This is a genomic window from Azospirillum sp. SYSU D00513, assembly GCF_017356015.1.
Taxonomy (GTDB): domain Bacteria; phylum Pseudomonadota; class Alphaproteobacteria; order Azospirillales; family Azospirillaceae; genus Azospirillum.
In genome coordinates this window covers 13,340-29,605 of the sequence record NZ_JAFIQV010000048.1, presented here as the reverse complement: position 1 = coordinate 29,605, position 16,266 = coordinate 13,340, and the positions used below count along the sequence as shown (strand labels likewise).

Sequence of the window (16,266 nt, the reverse complement as noted above, 5' to 3'; positions counted from 1 at the left end):
GCACAGTCGCTCAGCGGCAGGCCGTGTGACGCCGATCGATCATGCGGCTTTCTTGAATCGCTCGAACCGAAGCGCGAGGCGTTCACGATCCGGTTTCAGGTGATCGTCGCTTGGCAGCCGGATGATCTTCCCCGCCAGTCCTTTGATGCCATGTTCGAGCAAGGGGCCGTCATGAAGGTCCAGCAGTCGTTCCGAGACGTGAATGCGATGGTCCGGGTCGATGCCGATGAGGTCGGCATCATAGGCGACATGATGCAGCTTCGACATGCAGATCCCGTTCCTGATGTCCGGCTGCCCCAGCTCAGGATCGATGTCCGGCACGATATGGGCGGCATCGACCAAACGCAGTTCGGGCAGGCCCGTCAGCGCGCATCGGCCACCATAGGCCGCCACGACGCGCTCCCGGAAAGACGACTGGTGCAGTCGTTGCTTCACTTGGCGCAGGGCATAGCGGCGCTCGTCCTGATTGGGCGGCATCCACAATGTCGCGGCATCGGTCGCCGGCTTGGGGGCGAGTTTGACCGACAGTGATTTCGGATCCCAATCCACGACGTAGGACGGGAAAATCGGTTCGTAGAAAGCCGGAGCCACCCCGTAGAAGTAGATGAGCGGCAGTTGGCGCTCCATGGCATCGCGGAGCAGCCGGTTTTGAGTGTCGTCCGGGTTGGTGCCTTTGAAGGCGTAGGTCAGAGTATCGGTCGCAGCCCTTAACTTCGTATCCGATTCCAACTGGTCGTGATACCAGACCCTGCCTCCCGGCTTCGGGACCACGGTCTTGACGCTCAGTACCCCCTTCATCTGGGCGGGTTTGAAAATTCCCTGAGCGGCGCTCGCGAAACGGACGCTGTCCTTTCCGCATGTGAAACCAGCCTCAATCGCGCTCCAGGGCAGCGCGCTTCCATGCAGGGGCGCCAGCAGCCGCAAGCGATCGAAAGCCGCAAGCCGGAAAGAGGCGTCAGGATCGCTCATCGGGCAGCGCCTGCATCCATTGCATCCTCCGACAAGAAGCGCCATCGAGGCACTCGCCTGTCACATCGATGCACAAATATTCACTTACCTCAAGAAAATCGTCCCTCTCAAGCTGAATACACACAAATAGATGCGGGTAAAGGTGCGTGGTGAATACATAAGGATGCGGTGTTTCGCTGAGGCGTTGATCCAGCGCTTTCAGGGGTATCGTGTGGGAGTGGTCGAAGAAATTCTGACCGAAGCGCGAGCCCGGCTCTGGCTCCTGTCCAGGGCTATGCAGTTCTGCCACAGGCGTGAGCTTGGCACTTTAGGTTCCGATAGACACAGTGCTAGGATTGCGCTGTTGGATTGAAATCCCCTAGTCGGTGCTACCGATGCACAATTTATTCAAGGTGGCTCGCCGCAGGCAGGTTAAGGTTGCGCCATGAAACTCGGATATACCATCATCTACGTCGCTGACGTACTCGCCACGATCAACTTTTACGAACGCGCATTTGGCTTGAAGCGTCGCTTTGTGCATGAGAGCAACCTCTACGCCGAACTCGATACCGGCGAAACGATTTTGGCCTTTGCTGGTGAGTCGATGGCGGAGATGAACGGCGTCGCTATCCGCCCCAACCGCAAGGGTGACGTTGCCGCTGGCTTCGAAATCGCTCTCGTCACCGATGATCCATGCACAGCGTATGCGAACGCTGTCGGCGCGGGAGCAAACGCCGTATCGCCTCCGGTCGAGAAGCCTTGGGGACAAATCGTCGGGTACGTCCGGGATATAGATGGATGCCTGATCGAGATATGCTCGCCTGTCGCCGGGTGATGGGTATTGGGACGTGACATCCACATCCGCCGTCCGAGCGTTCACGCGAGCTATTACCGCCAGGTTGCCGGGTTAGGTCAGAGCGCTTGATTGCGCGCTACAGTGCCGTGCAGCACCCATAACGGCGCACTCTCTGCGCTGGGCAAGGCCATGCAGTTCGGTTCATAGGACGCCAAGCGCGAGTAGCCGATCCAGGCTGAGTGCGTTGGCGTAGAGGGCTTGGCGGATGTTCTCGACGCCGTTGGCGCGCAGTACGTTGAGAGCGAAGGAGCGAATGCGGGCCATAATGCCCGGTCGATAGAGGATGCGGCTGGCGTCCTCGCCGAGAGCCACGTCGCGCACGTAATGGTCTCGGTTCTCGATGCCCCAGTGGCTCCGGATGGCTCGGGCGGCAGTCGAGGCATCGAGCGGGATCTGGCAGGCGTAGAGGCCGATCTCCTCGCGCGTGGGCCACAGCCCGGAGCGCGTGTCCTTCAGGTAAGTCAAGCGGGACACACGAACGACATAGGCGACGTGAGAGCTCCAGTCAGCGTCGAGTTGGTTGGCGACGTCGAACACCTCGACCCGCCAGTGCTCCTGACGCCCATGGCGGCGGCGATCGGTCGTCTCATGGACGTGCTTGGGGGCTTGGCCGCAGCACAGCTCACTCAGCGCGTCGCGCAAGCCGGGCTGGTTGCCTTTCACCCGGACCAGCAGGGCATTGCCGCTGGCAGCGGCTTGGGAAAAGGCGTTCTTTGGCAATGAAGGGCATCGGCAGTGAAGAGCACGCCTCTCACGCCGAGATCGGCCATGAGGGCCTGTACACCGCCGATCTCCTCCGGTGCGGCAGGAACCTCTCGGTGGGCCAGGATCAGCGCGGCGTCGCTGGCGAATGCGCTCAGCACATGGGCGGTGGTACGGTCATGCAGATGGTCAAAACTGCCGCGCAGCGTCTTGCCATCAAGCGCAACGATGCGCCTGCCGTCCGCTGCATGGGCACTATCCAGCTGACGGGCATGGCGGCGAAAAGCGTCCTCCAGGGCATCAGGATCAAGTGTTACGAAAAGATGCCGCAGCGTGCTCACCGCCGGGGCACGCCGGAGCCGGGCTCCGAAGGTGGCGTTGAGGCGCTCACGATGGACCGCCATGAAGGTAACGATACTCTGGTACGAGGTTGCCCCAGCCAGGACTGCCAGGACTGAGAACAGCAGCAGGTGGCTCATCGAGTAGCGCCTCCCTTGCGGGCGACGCGGGTCCTCGATCGTTTCAAGCGCGGTGAGCAGGGTAGCGAATGGCACCATCGGCGACTCCGACCAGGAAATCTCGCTTCAACAGCGCTATCCCGCCGCTGTGTCGATCAGACCTTACAGGGCCAAGCTCACGCTCGTTTCAGAACCGCATGGCCCTGGGCTCCTGTCATAGGTGCGGCTGCTTCAAAAAGCAGGCAATAGAAGCCGCCCTGGACCGGTGTCACCCGGATATCAACCCGGAACCCAGGTTGGTCGTAAGGGTAAATGGCGTCTGGCGGCCTCAGAGCCGCGCTGCTTGCCCGCAATGACCGGCAAACGGCAGAGTCCGCGGCCTTGCACAGGCTCTTCGGCTCCGTGCCCCTATCGGTGCCAGCCCCTCACCGCCAGGCGTAATTGAAGCTGATCGAAATCCGCTCCTCGTCCGCGCGGTTCAGCGGCACGTCGTGGCGCAGCCAGCTTTCCCAGAGCAGCAGGGTGCCAGGCTTCGGGGCGAGCGAGACGAAGGGTTGCGACTCCCGGCCCGCCTTGGGCTTGCGCGGCGGGGCGGCCATCATCAGGGACAGGCGCGGGTCCTCGAAGCGGATGGCGCTGGCGCCTTCCGGGATCTCGACATAGTAGGTGCCGCTGACCACGCTGTTCGGGTGGATGTGCGCGCCGTGGAAGCCGCCGGGATCGAGCACGTTGATCCACAGGGAATCGAGCACCAACTTCCGGTCCCCGAGGTCCCATTCCTGGAGCTTCGCGTAAGCCTTCACGTGTTTGTCGATGTGGCGCAGCAGCGCCTTCACCGGCGGGAAGCGCCATTGCAGGTCGTCCAGCGAGGCGTAGGACGTGTAGCCCGGATAGCCGTTCTTGTCCGACCAGGCGAGTCCCGCCTCATCGTCCTCGGCCGCACCCCGGCAACAGGCGGCCAGCTCATCGTTGAGGCTTAGTGCCTCGGCGACTTCGGTGCGGTAGACGCGCGTGACGAACAGCGTCTCCAGGGACGCAAGGGGCGGGGTCGTGCTCATGGGCGAAGCTCTACCTCAAAGCGGGGCGTCGCGGAAGAGGGTGAGCAGGGGCAGGGCGCGGCCCTGGTCGTCCCGTTCCCGGCGGCCGGTGGGGCGGAAGCCGCAACGCTCGTAGAAGCGGACGGCGCCGTTGCTCTCGTACACCTCGACGGTGAGGACGCCTTTCAGCGCGGCCGCATGCTCCACCAGCGCCCGGCCCACCCCCCGGCCATGCGCGCGGGGGTCGACGAACAATCCGCCGATGTGGGCATGGGTGCCGGTGTCGAGAAGCCCGATGAAGCCGAGCAACCTCCCGTCCGTGCCCATGGCGACCCAGTTCTCGGCGCTGGGCAGGTAGAGGTCCGCGACCAGCGGCTTCTGCTCGGCGAGATCCGCCTCCGACAGGAACGGATGGCCGGTGCGGGACGCGCTCAGCCAGACGGCGAGGCATTCCGCGTGATCGGCCGTCTCGTAAGGGCGGATGGCCGTGGCGGCGATTGTGGAAGCGGGATTGCGCATGGCGACGGAACCGGCGGTCCTGGGGTCTACGGCTTGGCGTCGGCCGGAACCGACCGCCCCGCACAAGGGACGGCGCTCCGCGACGCCGCGCATCATCAAGCCAGGGTCGGCAGGAATTGCAAAGCGCAACCGCACCGCCGCATGGCCACCCTTTCCGGACACCCAAGTTTCGGCTTTGCCCATGAAATGATATGTTATAACGTAACGAAATTGGTGTGGCGCCGCATACTGCCTGCCGCCCGGCCAAGGACTGGAAAGCCCCGGCGCACTCCGATGGGCCGGGGAAAGAAGAAGAGGGACGTTCCACGGTGATGATGCGTAAGGTTTTTGCGCGGGGAAGCGGGTGGCTCGGGGCCACCGTCCTCGGTGCCGTTCTGCTGGTCCAGCCCGCCGCCGCGCAGTCTGACAATCCGGCACGGGTGCTGAACGTGGTCGCCCCCTGGGAGGTCGCCAGCCTCGATCCGGCGCAGCACGGCCATGCCTTCCTGCGGCTGGAGGTGGCGCAGACCCTGCTGGAGGTGGACGGGGCGGGGCGGCCGCTGCCATCGCTCGCGGCCTCCTGGACCGTGTCGGACGACCGGCTGAGCTGGCGCTTCGTCCCGCGCGAGGGCGTGGTCTTCCACGACGGCACGCCCCTGACGGCGGAGGCCGTGGCGGCGAGCCTGCGCCACGCGCGCGCCAAGGCCGGCGTGCTGAAGGAGGCGCCGATCCGCTCCATCAAGGCGGAGGGCGGCGCCGTCCTTCTCAAGCTCACGGAGCCCTTCGCCCCGATCGGCGCCGTGCTCGCCCACAGCTCCGCGATCATCCTGGCGCCCGCCTCCTACCGGGAGGACGGGACCGTCACGGCGGTGATCGGGACCGGCCCCTACCGCGTCGAACGGCTGGAGCCGCCGCAGAAGCTGGTCACCACCCGCTCCGACCGCTATTGGGGACCGGCGCCCGCCGTTGAGGCGGTGAGCTACCTCGCGGCCGGGCGCGGCGAGACGCGCGCCCTGATGGCGGAAAGCGGCGACGCGGATCTCGTCTTCACGCTGGACCCGGCGAGCCTGCGGCGGATGCGGAGCAGCCGGGCGGTGCAGGTCCAGTCGATTCCCTTGCCGCGCACCGTCGCCATCAAGGTGAACGCCGGCCATCCCTTCCTGAAGGACGAGCCGGCGCGCCGGGCGCTGAGCCTCGCCATCGACCGGGCGGGCATCGCCGCAGCATTGCTGCGCGCGCCGGAAGCGGCGGCGGGGCAACTCTTCCCGCCCAGCCTTCCCGACTGGCACCATCCCGGCTTGGCGCCGCTGGTCCAGGACCGGGCGAAGGCCGAGGCGCTGCTGGCGGATCTCGGCTGGAGCCGGGGCGAGGACGGCATCCTCCGGCGCGACGGGGTTCCCTTCCGCCTGAGCCTTCGCACCTTCCCCGACCGGCCGGAGCTGCCGCTGCTGGCGGCGGCCCTCCAGGACCAGCTTCGCGCGGTGGGCATCGCGCTCGACGTCGCCATCGGCAATTCCAGCGAGATCCCGGCGGGGCACCGCGACGGCACGCTCGAACTCGGCCTCATGGCGCGGGGCTTCGCCCTCATCCCCGATCCGCTCGGTACTCTGGTTCAAGATTATGGGGTCCAAGATTACGGGGTGCGGGACGGCCGGCAGGGCGGCGATTGGGGCGCCATGAACTGGAACGAGCCGCGCATGGCCGAGGCCTTGGCCGAACTGCTGCGCAACCCCGATCAAGCGCGCGGCGCGGAACTGCGCCGGACGGTGGCGGCCCTGCTTCAGGATGAGCTGCCGGTCATCCCGGTCGCCTGGTACCAGCAGACCGCCGCCGTGTCCCGCCAGCTCCGGAACGTCTCGCTCGACCCGTTCGAGCGCAGCTACCGCATCTCCGCCATGGGCTGGGCCGAATGACCGCCCGTCCCATTCTGAAAACGCTGGGCCACCGACTGTTCCAGGCCCTGCTGGTGGGGCTGGCGGTCGGCACGCTGACCTTCCTGCTGGCGCGGCTGCTGCCCGGCGACATGGCCTTCCGCGTCGCCGCCGGGCGCTACGGCTACGACAACGTGACCGGCAGCGCCGCCGACGCCGTGCGGCTGGAACTCGGGCTGGACCAGCCCGCCCTGATGGCGCTTGGGGCATGGCTGTGGGACCTCGCACAGTTCGATCTCGGCCGGTCCCTCATCAGCGGGGAGCCGGTGATCGCGGCCATCCGCCACCAGCTCGGCCATTCCGCCGATCTCGCGGGTTCGGCCATCCTGCTGTCCCTGCTGATCGGGCCGCCGCTCGGCATCCTGGCGGGCCTGCGGCCGGGCGGGGTGCTCGACCGCGCGCTTCTGCCCTTCGCGGCGGGGCTGCGCGCCCTGCCGCAGTTCGTGCTGGGCGTCCTGCTGATCGTGCTGTTCGCGGTCGGGCTCGGGCTTCTTCCCGCGGCGGGCTACGGCACGATGGAACACCGGCTGCTGCCCGCAATCACCCTGGCGCTGGGGCTCGCCGCGGTGTCGAGCCGCGTCGCCCGCGACGCGACCCTGGCCGTGACGGCGTCCCCCTATTACGCCTTCGCCCGCACCAAGGGCCTGCCGGAGGGGAGCGCCTTCCTGCGCCACGGGCTGCGCAACATCGGCGTGCCGGTCACCGCCTATCTTGGCGTCCAGCTCGTCTATCTGATCGAGGGGGTGGTCGTGGTGGAAAGCCTGTTCGCCTGGCCCGGCATCGGCCACGCGCTGGTCCATGCGATCTTCGCGCGCGACGTGCCGATGATCCAGGGCACCGCGCTGGTCATGGCCCTCGGCTTCGTCCTGCTGAACGCGCTGGTGGACCTCGCCTGCTTCGGCATCGACCCTCGGAGGCGGAAGGCATGAGCCCCGTATCCATTCCCCTGAAGGGCCGCCGCATGATTCCGGCCCCGACGGCCTGGGCGCGCGCAAACCGGAGCCGCCTGCTGGGAGCCGCGCTGCTGCTCGGGCTGGCGGCGCTGGGCTGGCTGGTCCCGCTCCTGAGTGACGCCGATCCGGCCCGCCAGGACCTGGGCCGCATCCTGATGCCGCCGAGTGCCGGGGAGCCCTTGGGCACCGACCATCTCGGCCGCAGCATGCTGGCGCGTCTGGCCGCCGCGATCCGGCTGTCGCTGGGCTTCGCGGCGGTCGGGGTGGTGTCGGCGGCGGTGCCGGGCGTGCTGCTCGGCGTTCTGGCGGGCTGGCGCGGCGGCTGGCTCGACCGCGCGGCGGGCGTGCTGTCCGACGCCTTCCTGGCGCTGCCCGGCCTGCTGCTGGTCCTGCTGCTGGCGGCGCTGGCGCCGGGCAGCGCCTGGGCGCTCTATGTCGGCATCTCGCTGGTGCTGTGGGTGGAGTATTTCCGGGTGGTGCGGGCGACGGTGCGCGTCGCCGCCGCCTCCCCGCAGATCGAGGCCTCGCGGCTGCTCGGCTTCGGCCCCCTCTACATCTTCCGCCGCCATCTGTGGCCGGAGATAGCGCCAGTGGTGCTGACGCTCGCCTCCTTCGGCGCGGCCTCGGCCATCCTCGCCGTCGCGGCGCTGGGCTTCGTCAGTGTCGGGCTGCGCCCGCCGGCGGCCGAACTCGGGCTGATGATGACCGAACTGCTGCCCTACCACGAGGAGGCGCCCTGGATCCTGTTCCAGCCGATCGCGGTCGTCTTCCTGCTGGTCCTCAGCCTCAACCTTCTCTCCGGGAGCCGGCCGCGATGAGCCTTCTTCTGCGCATCGAAGATCTGGAGGTGTCGGCGGACGGCGCCTCCACGGGGTCCTCGGACGGCATCGTCCGGCCGACCTCCCTGTGGCTTCACGCCGGCCGGCCGCTGACCGTGCTGGGCCAGACCGGCTCGGGCAAGAGCCTGCTGGCCCAGGCCGTCATGGGCGTCCTGCCGCCGGGGCTGCGTGCCACCGGGCGGGTGATGTTCGGCGGGCGCGACCTGCTGGCGCTCGGCCCCCGCGAGCGGCGCGCCCTGTGGGGCCGCACCATCGGGATGCTCCCGCAGGAGCCCTGGCTGGCGCTCGACCCCACCATGCGGGTGGGCACCCAGCTGGAAGAGACCCACCGGCTGGTCGGCGGGCTGCCGCGCCGGGACGCCGGCAAAGCCGCGCGGTCCGACCTGGCGCGGCTCGACCTGGCGGATTCCGCTGGCAAGCTGCCCTACCAGATGTCGGGCGGCATGGCGCAGCGTGCGGCCTTCGCCGTGGCGCGGGCCGGCGGCGCCCGGATGGTCATCGCGGACGAGCCGACGAAGGGCCTCGACGCCGACCGCCGCGACGAGGTGGTCGAGCTGCTGCGGCCGGAGGCGGAGGGCGGGGGCGGCCTGCTGGTCATCACCCACGACCTGGAGGTGCCGCGCCGCCTCGGCGGCGACCTGATGGTGATGCGGGACGGGGAGGTGATCGAATCCGGCCCGGCGGACGAGCTTCTGCGCGCGCCGCGCAGCGCCTATCTCCGCGCGCTGCTTGAGGCGGAGCCGTCGGCCTGGCCGGGGCAGCGCCGGTCCATTTCAGTGGGCGCGGCCGGCCCGGCCGTGCTGGAGGCCGAGGGGCTGGAGATGGCGCGCGGCGGGCGGACGCTGGTCCGCGGCCTGGACCTTTCGGTCCGGCCGGGCGAGGTCGTCGGCGTCACCGGCCCGAGCGGCTGCGGGAAGAGCACGCTCGGCGACATCCTGCTCGGCCTCGCCGCACCCGGCGCGGGATCGGTCCGGCGGGACCCGGCGGTGACGCGTATCCGTTACCAGAAGCTCTACCAGGACCCGCCGGCGGCCTTTCCCCCGCATCACGGCCTGCGGCAATGCCTGCTCGACCTCGTCCGGCTGCACGGGCTGGACTGGGGCCGGGTGGAGGCGCTGATGCGCCGCCTGCGACTGGCGCCCGCCCTGCTGGACCGGCGCCCGCGCGAGGTGTCGGGGGGCGAGCTGCAACGGCTCGCCATCCTGCGGGTCCTGCTGCTCGACCCGGTCTTCCTGTTCGCCGACGAGCCGACCTCCCGGCTCGACCTGCTGACGCAGAAGGAAACCATGGAGCTTCTGATGACGGAAGCCCGCGACCGGGGCTGCGCCGTCCTGCTGGTCAGCCACGACGCCGGACTCGTGGACCGGCTCGCCGACCGGCGGATCCGGCTCGGGTCCCCGGATGGCGGGCGATGTCCCGCCGCGGCCGGTCTCCACGCGTGAGGGGACCGGCCCGCCTGCCGGCCCGTCTGCCGGGTTGACGCTGAAAAGCCGCCGCCGCTATGGTCCGCGCGACGGTTCCCGAAAGGGATCAAAAGGGAACACGGTGACGTCCCGCACGAAATCCGTGGCTGCCCCCGCAACTGTCAGCGGCGAGCCGACGCCCACCCTTGCGCCACTGGGACCAGACAGTCCCGGGAAGGCCGGGCGGAGGCCACGACCCGCGAGCCAGGAGACCTGCCGTCGCGTTGAAGCCGCTTGCCGGGCGGGGATGCCCGGATAGGAGACCTCATGGCACCGATTCCGGCGTGCGCGCCCGCCGCCGCTTTTCCGCGCGATCCCCTTCCGCAACGGCAGGCTTCCGGCCCCCATCCGGGACCGTGACGCCGCCCGGCCCGCTTTGGCGGCCTTCAGGCCGTCCGCCGGTCGAGGCGAGCCATTCCCGCTTCCCCCTTTCCAACCCACTTCCGCGGAAAGCCCCGATGCATCACGCCGCCCGTTCCTTTCTGCGCGCCCGCACCCAGGCATTCGCCCTTGCCGTGGCGGCCGTCGCGATGGCCGTCCTCCCCCAGACGGCGGAGGCCGCCGAACGGACCCGCTATCCCCTGACGCTGGAGAATTGCGGATCGCCCGTCACCTTCGAGCGGGCGCCACGGCGGGTGGTCTCCATCGGTCAGAGCAGCACGGAAATCCTCCTGTCCCTCGGCCTCGCCGACCGGATGGTCGGGACGGCCGTGTGGTTCAGCCCGGTGGTGAAGCGCTTCGAGGCGGAGAACGCCCGGATCGAGCGGCTCGCCGACAATGACCCGAGCTTCGAATCCGTGCTGTCCCGGACGCCGGATCTCGTGACGGCGCAGTTCGAATGGCATGTCGGCCCGAACGGGTCGGTGGCCAAGCGCGAGCAGTTCGGGCGGCTGGGTGTCGCCACCTACCTGTCGCCGGCCGACTGCGCCAAGGACAACGCGTCGGGCGGCGACGGCGTCCGCCGGACGCCCTTCACCATGGATCTGGTCCACCGGGAGATCCGCGAACTGGCCGCCATCTTCGACGTGGCCGAGCGGGGCGAGGCGCTGATCGCAAGCCTAGAAAAACGCGAGGCGGACGCCGTCGCCTCCGTCCGGGGCATCGACGCGAAGGACGTGTCGGCGCTCGTCTGGTTCTCCAGCCGGGAGGTCCGGGGCGACGCCTTCGTCGCGGGCCGGAACGGGGTTCCCGCCTATCTGCTGACGGCGCTGGGCGCCCGGAACGTCATCACCACCGACGAGGAATGGCCGCTGACCGGCTGGGAGTCCATCGCCGCCGCGAACCCCACCGTCATCATCATGGCCGAGATGTCGCGGCGTCGCTTCGCGGCGGATGACACCGCGGCCAAGCTGCGCTTCCTGGAAAGCGATCCCGTGGCCGGCAAGCTCGACGCCGTCCGCAACCGGCGCTTCATCCTGCTGGACGTGGAGGCGATGCACCCGTCGATCCGCGCGGTGGACGGCATTGAGGCGATCGCCGCCGCCGTCGAGCGCTTCGGGCTGATGAATTGACCGCGCTGCCCGTGGCCGAGGCTCGTCCGGCGCCGGCCCTGCCGAGGATGATCCAAGGAACGTTGGCCCGGCTGGCGCTGGCCGTGCTGGCGCTGGCCGTCCTGCTTCTGGCCGTCGGGCTTGCCGTGACGGTCGGCGAGATGCCGGTGGCGCCGCTCGCCGCCGCCAAGGCGGTGAGCAACGGGCTGTTCGGCACGGCCTTTCCCCTGGACCCCATCCAGGAAGGGGTGATCTGGGACTATCGGCTGAGCCGGGCGCTGGTCGCCGCCGGCTGCGGGGCGGCGCTCGCCCTGTCCGGCACGGTGCTCCAGGCGCTGCTGCGCAACCCGCTGGCCGAGCCCTATCTGCTGGGCGTCTCGGCCGGGGCATCGACGGGGGCGGTGGCGGTCATGATCCTGGGCGTCGGCGGCGGCGCCCTGTCCTTGTCCGGCGGCGCCCTCATCGGCGCCGCCGCGGCCTTCGCCCTTGTCGCGCTGCTCGCCGCCGGGGCCGGCGGCGGATCGGACCGCATCATCCTCGCCGGGGTGGCGGGATCGCAGCTCTTCAACGCCGTCACCTCCTACCTCGTCACCAGCTTCGCCGACGCCGAGCAGGCGCGCGGCGTGATGTTCTGGCTTCTCGGCAGCCTCGGCGGCGTGCGCTGGCCGGACGTGCATCTGGCCCTGCCCGTCGCCGTCATTGGCTTCGCCGTCTGCCTGCTGCACGCCCGCGCGCTCGACGCCTTCACCTTCGGCGCCGATGCCGCGGCCTCGCTGGGCATCCCGGTCCTCCGCCTGCGCGTGCTGCTGTTCGGGCTGACCGCCGCCATGGCGGCGGCGATGGTGAGCATCGTGGGTTCGGTCGGCTTCATCGGCCTCGTGGTTCCGCACGCCGCGCGTTTTCTCGTCGGGCCGGGCCACGCGCGGCTCCTGCCCGCGGCCTTCCTGATGGGGGCGGTCGTCATGGTGCTCGCCGACATCGTCTCGCGCATCATCATCCCGCAGCAGATCCTGCCCATCGGCGTCGTCACGGCCCTGTTCGGGGCGCCGGCCTTCGCCGTGATCCTCTTCCGGGCAAGGAGGCCGGCGTGACCATCGCGGCGCGCGACGTCCACTGGGCGGCCGGCGGACGGATGATCGTCGATGGGGTGACGGTCGAGCCCGTTCCCGGCGGCCTGCTGGGGCTGATCGGCCCCAATGGTTCCGGCAAGTCGAGCCTGCTGCGGCTTCTCGCCCGGCTCCGGCGGACCGCCGGCGGGGTGGTCACGCTGGACGGCGCCGACATGGCCGGCCTGACGCAGGCGGCGGTGGCCCGGCGCGTCGCCTTCGTCGAGCAGCAGGCGGCGACGGAGGCCGAGGTCACGGTGCTGGACATCGTCCGGCTGGGGCGCACGCCCCATCGCGGCCCCTTCTCTCCGTGGAGCGCGACGGACGAGGGGGCCGTGGACGATGCGCTCGTCCGGCTGGGGCTCGACGAAAAGCGCCACCGGCTCTGGCACAGCCTGTCCGGCGGGGAGCGCCAGCGCGTGCAGATCGCCCGCGCCCTGGCGCAGTGCCCAAGCGAGCTGCTGCTGGACGAGCCGACGAACCATCTGGACATCGCGCACCAGCTCGACCTGCTCGGCCTGCTGCGCCGGCTGCCGGCCACCTGCATCGTGGCGCTCCACGACCTGAACCTCGCGGCCATGTTCTGCGACCGCATCGCGCTGCTCCGGGATGGGCAGGTCGTCGCCTCGGGCGAGCCGGACAAGGTCTTGACCGAAGGGACGATCCGGTCCGTCTTCGGCGTCCGTGCCCGCGTCGAACGCTCCACCCACGACGGCCGCCTCCGCATCCAGTATCTGCCGGACGAGTCCGCGCCCGCCTGATCCCACCGTCGGCAGTTTGCTCGGTGCGGCCTTCGTCAACGGCTCTTTTCAAGCCGGGAATGTAACGTTATAACGTTACATATAGGGGTGGCGGATCGTGGCGGCCGCCCCGTGGATGGAGAGAGAAGTCCCGTGGACAGCGTTACCGATTCAACCGCTCCGGAGGAGTTGGAGCCCGCCTTGGCGCTGGTGCGCGCCATGCTGACGGACGGGCAGGAGAGGGGGCTCCGGCGACAGGAGCTGATCTGGGCCATGCTGATGGAGGCGGTGAACGGCTACGCCGAACTGCACGGCCATCATCTCGCGGCGGAGACGTTCCGGCGGCTGTCCGAGGTCATCGCGGTGGAGGGCCGGGCCGGCGGGCGGGGAAGGCTGCAATGAAGGACGCCGTCAACAACCGGATCTTCGGCGCGCGGACATGGCGCAAGGCGAAGGCGGTGCTGCGGCACCCGAAATTCCACCTGGGCTTCCGCGACTACGAGGACGGGCGGCCGTTCGATTACGGCATGCTCGACGGCTGGCCGCTGATCGACCAGCACCGTTACGAGAATGGCCGGGAGATCGCGGCGGAGTGCCGGTTCGCCGGCCTCGCGGTGCGCTGGCGGGAGCGGACCTGCATCCCGCCCGAACTGAAGGAGCTGGTCGCCGCGCGCGTGGCGGCGCGCGGCGGGGCAGGGGTAATGGCCGCTCCGCGCTCGCCCGTCCCGGCCGGGGATGCTACGCTCGCGCCAAGTTCCATTAGTCCCTGATCCATCAGCCAATGAGGCCCGCCATGCGTTCCGGCAACCGCCGTTCCCTCCTGCGCGCCTTCGGCGGCCTGCTTGCCGCGGGCGCCGCCGCCTCTGCCGCGCGCCCGGCCTTCGCCATCCAGGAGCGGGACAGCAGCGACTACCGCGCCATGATCGAGAACGCCTGCGGCGCCAACCAGGAGCACGCCCGGCTGGCCGCCGAACTGCGGGACAAGCTGGGTCTCGGCCCCGACGACCCGAACCTCCGCACCATCCTGGCGGCGGCCACCTGCCCCAACTGCGGCTGCGCCCTTCTCACCGCCCTGCCGGACGGCGGGTCGGGCCGGTTCTGAGCGGTCAGGGCGCTCCGCCGCGAAGTTCGCCGTCGGAGTTCAACTGATTGGAATGTCTTTGGTCTGGAGGAACATCCGGCGCGTTTTGGCGTCGAGCAGATCGAAGCCCATCGTACGGTAGAAGGCTTCCGCGCTCGCATCGAGCGGATCGAGGATGACGGCCCAGACAGCCGTTTCCATGTTGACCCGTCTGGTCCGGCGCAGCACGTCCATCAGCATGGCCGTTCCGATGCCCCGTCTCTGGCAGGATCGGTCGACGCCGAACATGACGACATACAGGGCGCCAACCTCCGCTTCTCGATGAAGCATGGCGCCCAGCGGGTTCGGCACATGGCGGGCCTTGATGCTGCTGTTGTGCACGGCATAATAGCCAAGCACGTCCGCCGCGCCGGGCGTCTTGTCCAGGGCGACGAACAGACGTCCGAGATTGTGATCTTGGTGCTCGTGCCCTTGTGCGAGATACTGGTCGATGCGCCGGTTGCCGCATGAAAAGCTGGCCGTCCGATGCCGCCTGGAAAGCGGCTCGATCCGGATCGGCCGGCGGGGCGGCGCTTCAGCGGATGGCATTCTCGACTTGATCTTCGTATTGGGCCATGGCGCGCCTCAGGGCGTCGGTGGGCTCCTTCGGTTCCAATCGATCGAGCGCATCGAAGAACCGCTTCGCGTCCTCTCCGGCGAGTTCCGTGGTCCGGCTCTCGGCAAGCCGCTTCAAAGCGGCTTCATAGGCGGAGGTAACGACGAAGTCGCTGGTGTCCGTTCCCGTGAGGGCGGCGGCGATTTCGATCGTCCGCTTCACCGACGGCTTGATGCGCTGCTCCAGACGCTCCGATCGCCTTTCCTCGGCAATCCGGTTCGGATCCGGCAGAGAGAACATGGAATCCCCCGAGTACGGACAATTACCGTACAAAGATGCGCTTTCCCATGGCCATGGTCAACGCTCCTGACAAACCGCGTGACTGACGCAGATTTTTCGTGCGATTGAGAATTGCTCGCATTATAAGGCGACGGGAGCGGATCACACCGCCGGGATACGAGAGAGCCTGCCATGCCGAAGCCGTCCAGTCCGCGCACCGCCCTGCACCGCCTGTCCGACGCAGCCGTGATGATGGCGGGCACCGTCACGCTCCTCATGTCCGGGGCGGCGTGGGCGCAGGACGCGACCGGCACGGCGCCGGCCCAGCCGACCGCGCAGCCCGGCACTCCTGCTCCGGTTACCCAACCGCCGGCCGCCCAGTCACCCGCCGCGGCACCGGCCGTTCCCGCGGACGCGGCCCCGGCCGCCGGCGTGGCGCCCGCGGTTCCGCCGGCGCCGGACGGCCTGGCCGCTCCCGGCGCGCCGGGCCTTCCGGCCGAGGCCCTGCCCGGCGTGGCGCCGGACCCCTCCATGGCGGACGCGCTGGGGACCATCCCGCATGACCTGACGCCCTGGGGCATGTTCATGGCGGCGAGCCCGGTGGTGCAGGCGGTCATGATCGGCCTCGTGCTGGCCTCGGTCGCGACCTGGACGGTTTTCCTGGCGAAATCGCTGGAGCTGGCCTCGGCCAAGCGCCGGCTGCGCGCCGGGCTGGAGGCGCTGGAGGAGGCGCGGTCGCTGTCGCAGGCGGCACAGGCCGTGGGCTTCGACAAGGGGGCGACGGCCGCACTGGTGCGCGCCGCCGTGGCCGAGGCGAAGCTGTCCGCCGACGCGCCGTCGAAGGACGGGCTGAAGGAGCGGGTGGCCTCGCGGCTGGAGCGGATCGAGGCCGCCGCCGGCCGTCGCATGCAGCGGGGCACGGGCATCCTCGCCACCATCGGCTCGACCGGCCCCTTCGTCGGGCTGTTCGGCACGGTCTGGGGCATCATGACCAGCTTCATCGGCATCTCCCAGGCGCAGACGACGAACCTCGCCGTGGTGGCGCCGGGCATCGCCGAGGCGCTGCTCGCCACGGGCATCGGCCTCATCGCGGCCATCCCCGCGGTGGTCATCTACAACGGCTTCGCGCGCGCCATCGGCGGCTACCGGGCGATGCTCGCCGACGCCTCGGCGGCGATCCTGCGGCACGTCAGCCGCGACATGGACTACGGGCGCGAGAGCGGCCATGCGCAGGGCGGCCACGCGGCCGACCGGCGTGCTGCCCGCGCCGCTTCCGCGGCGGAGTGAGCC

19 protein-coding genes and 1 riboswitch are annotated in these 16,266 nt (G+C 69.4%); of the genes, 12 read left to right on the top strand and 7 right to left on the bottom strand.

What is annotated here, in order from left to right; genetic code table 11:
• Positions 1-39 precede the first annotated feature (39 nt).
• Entirely contained in the window at positions 40-969 is a 930-nt protein-coding gene (locus JUB11_RS26855; protein ID WP_207461861.1) for an HNH endonuclease, read from the bottom strand.
• A 424-nt stretch (positions 970-1,393) separates the two neighbouring features.
• On the opposite strand from JUB11_RS26855, the gene JUB11_RS26850 reads away from it, so the two are divergent.
• Positions 1,394-1,783 carry a VOC family protein gene (locus JUB11_RS26850; protein WP_207461860.1) on the top strand — a complete coding sequence of 130 codons (390 nt, stop codon included), beginning with the start codon at positions 1,394-1,396 and terminating at the stop codon, positions 1,781-1,783.
• Between the two features lie 162 nt (positions 1,784-1,945).
• Here JUB11_RS26850 and JUB11_RS26845 read toward each other — a convergent pair whose 3' ends face one another.
• The 4 genes from JUB11_RS26845 to JUB11_RS26830 form a co-directional block, all read right to left on the bottom strand.
• A complete protein-coding gene (locus tag JUB11_RS26845) occupies positions 1,946-2,524 on the bottom strand; it encodes an ISAs1 family transposase (protein WP_207461859.1) in 579 nt (192 codons plus the stop codon).
• Entirely contained in the window at positions 2,464-3,063 is a 600-nt protein-coding gene (locus tag JUB11_RS26840; RefSeq protein ID WP_207461858.1) for an ISAs1 family transposase, read from the bottom strand. Before JUB11_RS26840 ends, JUB11_RS26845 begins: the two co-directional genes overlap by 61 nt.
• A gap of 326 nt (positions 3,064-3,389) precedes the next feature.
• Positions 3,390-4,022 (bottom strand): TIGR02466 family protein, encoded by a 633-nt coding sequence (locus JUB11_RS26835; RefSeq protein WP_207461857.1) that lies wholly within the window; start codon positions 4,020-4,022, stop codon positions 3,390-3,392.
• Positions 4,023-4,037: 15 nt separating this feature from the next.
• A complete protein-coding gene (locus tag JUB11_RS26830; RefSeq protein WP_207461856.1) occupies positions 4,038-4,520 on the bottom strand; it encodes a GNAT family N-acetyltransferase in 483 nt (160 codons plus the stop codon).
• Positions 4,521-4,831: 311 nt separating this feature from the next.
• Between JUB11_RS26830 and JUB11_RS26825 the strand changes: the two genes are divergently transcribed.
• The 10 genes from JUB11_RS26825 to JUB11_RS26780 all read left to right on the top strand — a co-directional run bounded on the left by JUB11_RS26825 (position 4,832) and on the right by JUB11_RS26780 (position 14,123).
• Positions 4,832-6,412, top strand: coding sequence for an ABC transporter substrate-binding protein (locus tag JUB11_RS26825; protein WP_247887346.1), 1,581 nt, complete (start codon positions 4,832-4,834; stop codon positions 6,410-6,412).
• A complete protein-coding gene (locus JUB11_RS26820) occupies positions 6,409-7,359 on the top strand; it encodes an ABC transporter permease (RefSeq protein ID WP_207461855.1) in 951 nt (316 codons plus the stop codon). The genes JUB11_RS26825 and JUB11_RS26820 overlap by 4 nt, the downstream gene beginning before the upstream one ends.
• Complete coding sequence (locus JUB11_RS26815; protein WP_247887345.1) at positions 7,356-8,201, top strand: ABC transporter permease subunit; 846 nt, start codon at positions 7,356-7,358, stop codon at positions 8,199-8,201. The genes JUB11_RS26820 and JUB11_RS26815 overlap by 4 nt, the downstream gene beginning before the upstream one ends.
• Entirely contained in the window at positions 8,198-9,664 is a 1,467-nt protein-coding gene (locus tag JUB11_RS26810) for an ATP-binding cassette domain-containing protein (RefSeq protein WP_207461854.1), read from the top strand. Before JUB11_RS26815 ends, JUB11_RS26810 begins: the two co-directional genes overlap by 4 nt.
• Before the next feature lie 55 nt (positions 9,665-9,719).
• A riboswitch (cobalamin riboswitch) is annotated at positions 9,720-9,921 on the top strand.
• Positions 9,922-10,143: 222 nt separating this feature from the next.
• Positions 10,144-11,196 carry an ABC transporter substrate-binding protein gene (locus JUB11_RS26805; protein ID WP_247887344.1) on the top strand — a complete coding sequence of 351 codons (1,053 nt, stop codon included), beginning with the start codon at positions 10,144-10,146 and terminating at the stop codon, positions 11,194-11,196.
• Between the two features lie 47 nt (positions 11,197-11,243).
• Positions 11,244-12,266 (top strand): iron ABC transporter permease, encoded by a 1,023-nt coding sequence (locus JUB11_RS26800; protein ID WP_207461879.1) that lies wholly within the window; start codon positions 11,244-11,246, stop codon positions 12,264-12,266.
• Positions 12,263-13,042: an ABC transporter ATP-binding protein gene (locus tag JUB11_RS26795; RefSeq protein ID WP_348771515.1), complete on the top strand. Its 780-nt coding sequence runs from the start codon at positions 12,263-12,265 to the stop codon at positions 13,040-13,042. Before JUB11_RS26800 ends, JUB11_RS26795 begins: the two co-directional genes overlap by 4 nt.
• Before the next feature lie 132 nt (positions 13,043-13,174).
• Complete coding sequence (locus JUB11_RS26790; protein WP_207461853.1) at positions 13,175-13,423, top strand: hypothetical protein; 249 nt, start codon at positions 13,175-13,177, stop codon at positions 13,421-13,423.
• Complete coding sequence (locus JUB11_RS26785) at positions 13,420-13,791, top strand: hypothetical protein (RefSeq protein ID WP_207461852.1); 372 nt, start codon at positions 13,420-13,422, stop codon at positions 13,789-13,791. Before JUB11_RS26790 ends, JUB11_RS26785 begins: the two co-directional genes overlap by 4 nt.
• 23 nt (positions 13,792-13,814) lie before the next feature.
• Positions 13,815-14,123, top strand: coding sequence for a hypothetical protein (locus tag JUB11_RS26780; RefSeq protein WP_207461851.1), 309 nt, complete (start codon positions 13,815-13,817; stop codon positions 14,121-14,123).
• Between the two features lie 39 nt (positions 14,124-14,162).
• Here the strand turns inward: JUB11_RS26780 and JUB11_RS26775 are convergent, their stop codons facing one another.
• On the bottom strand, positions 14,163-14,690 hold the full coding sequence (locus JUB11_RS26775; protein ID WP_207461850.1) for a GNAT family N-acetyltransferase: 528 nt from the start codon (positions 14,688-14,690) through the stop codon (positions 14,163-14,165).
• The gene (locus JUB11_RS26770) at positions 14,677-14,997 is read right to left on the bottom strand and encodes a DUF1778 domain-containing protein (protein ID WP_207461849.1); all 321 of its coding nucleotides are present in this window, start codon (positions 14,995-14,997) and stop codon (positions 14,677-14,679) included. The genes JUB11_RS26775 and JUB11_RS26770 overlap by 14 nt, the downstream gene beginning before the upstream one ends.
• Positions 14,998-15,168: 171 nt before the next feature.
• Here JUB11_RS26770 and exbB point away from each other — a divergent pair, with 171 nt between their 5' ends.
• Positions 15,169-16,263, top strand: coding sequence for a tonB-system energizer ExbB (gene exbB, locus JUB11_RS26765; RefSeq protein WP_348771514.1), 1,095 nt, complete (start codon positions 15,169-15,171; stop codon positions 16,261-16,263).
• Positions 16,264-16,266: the final 3 nt, after the last annotated feature.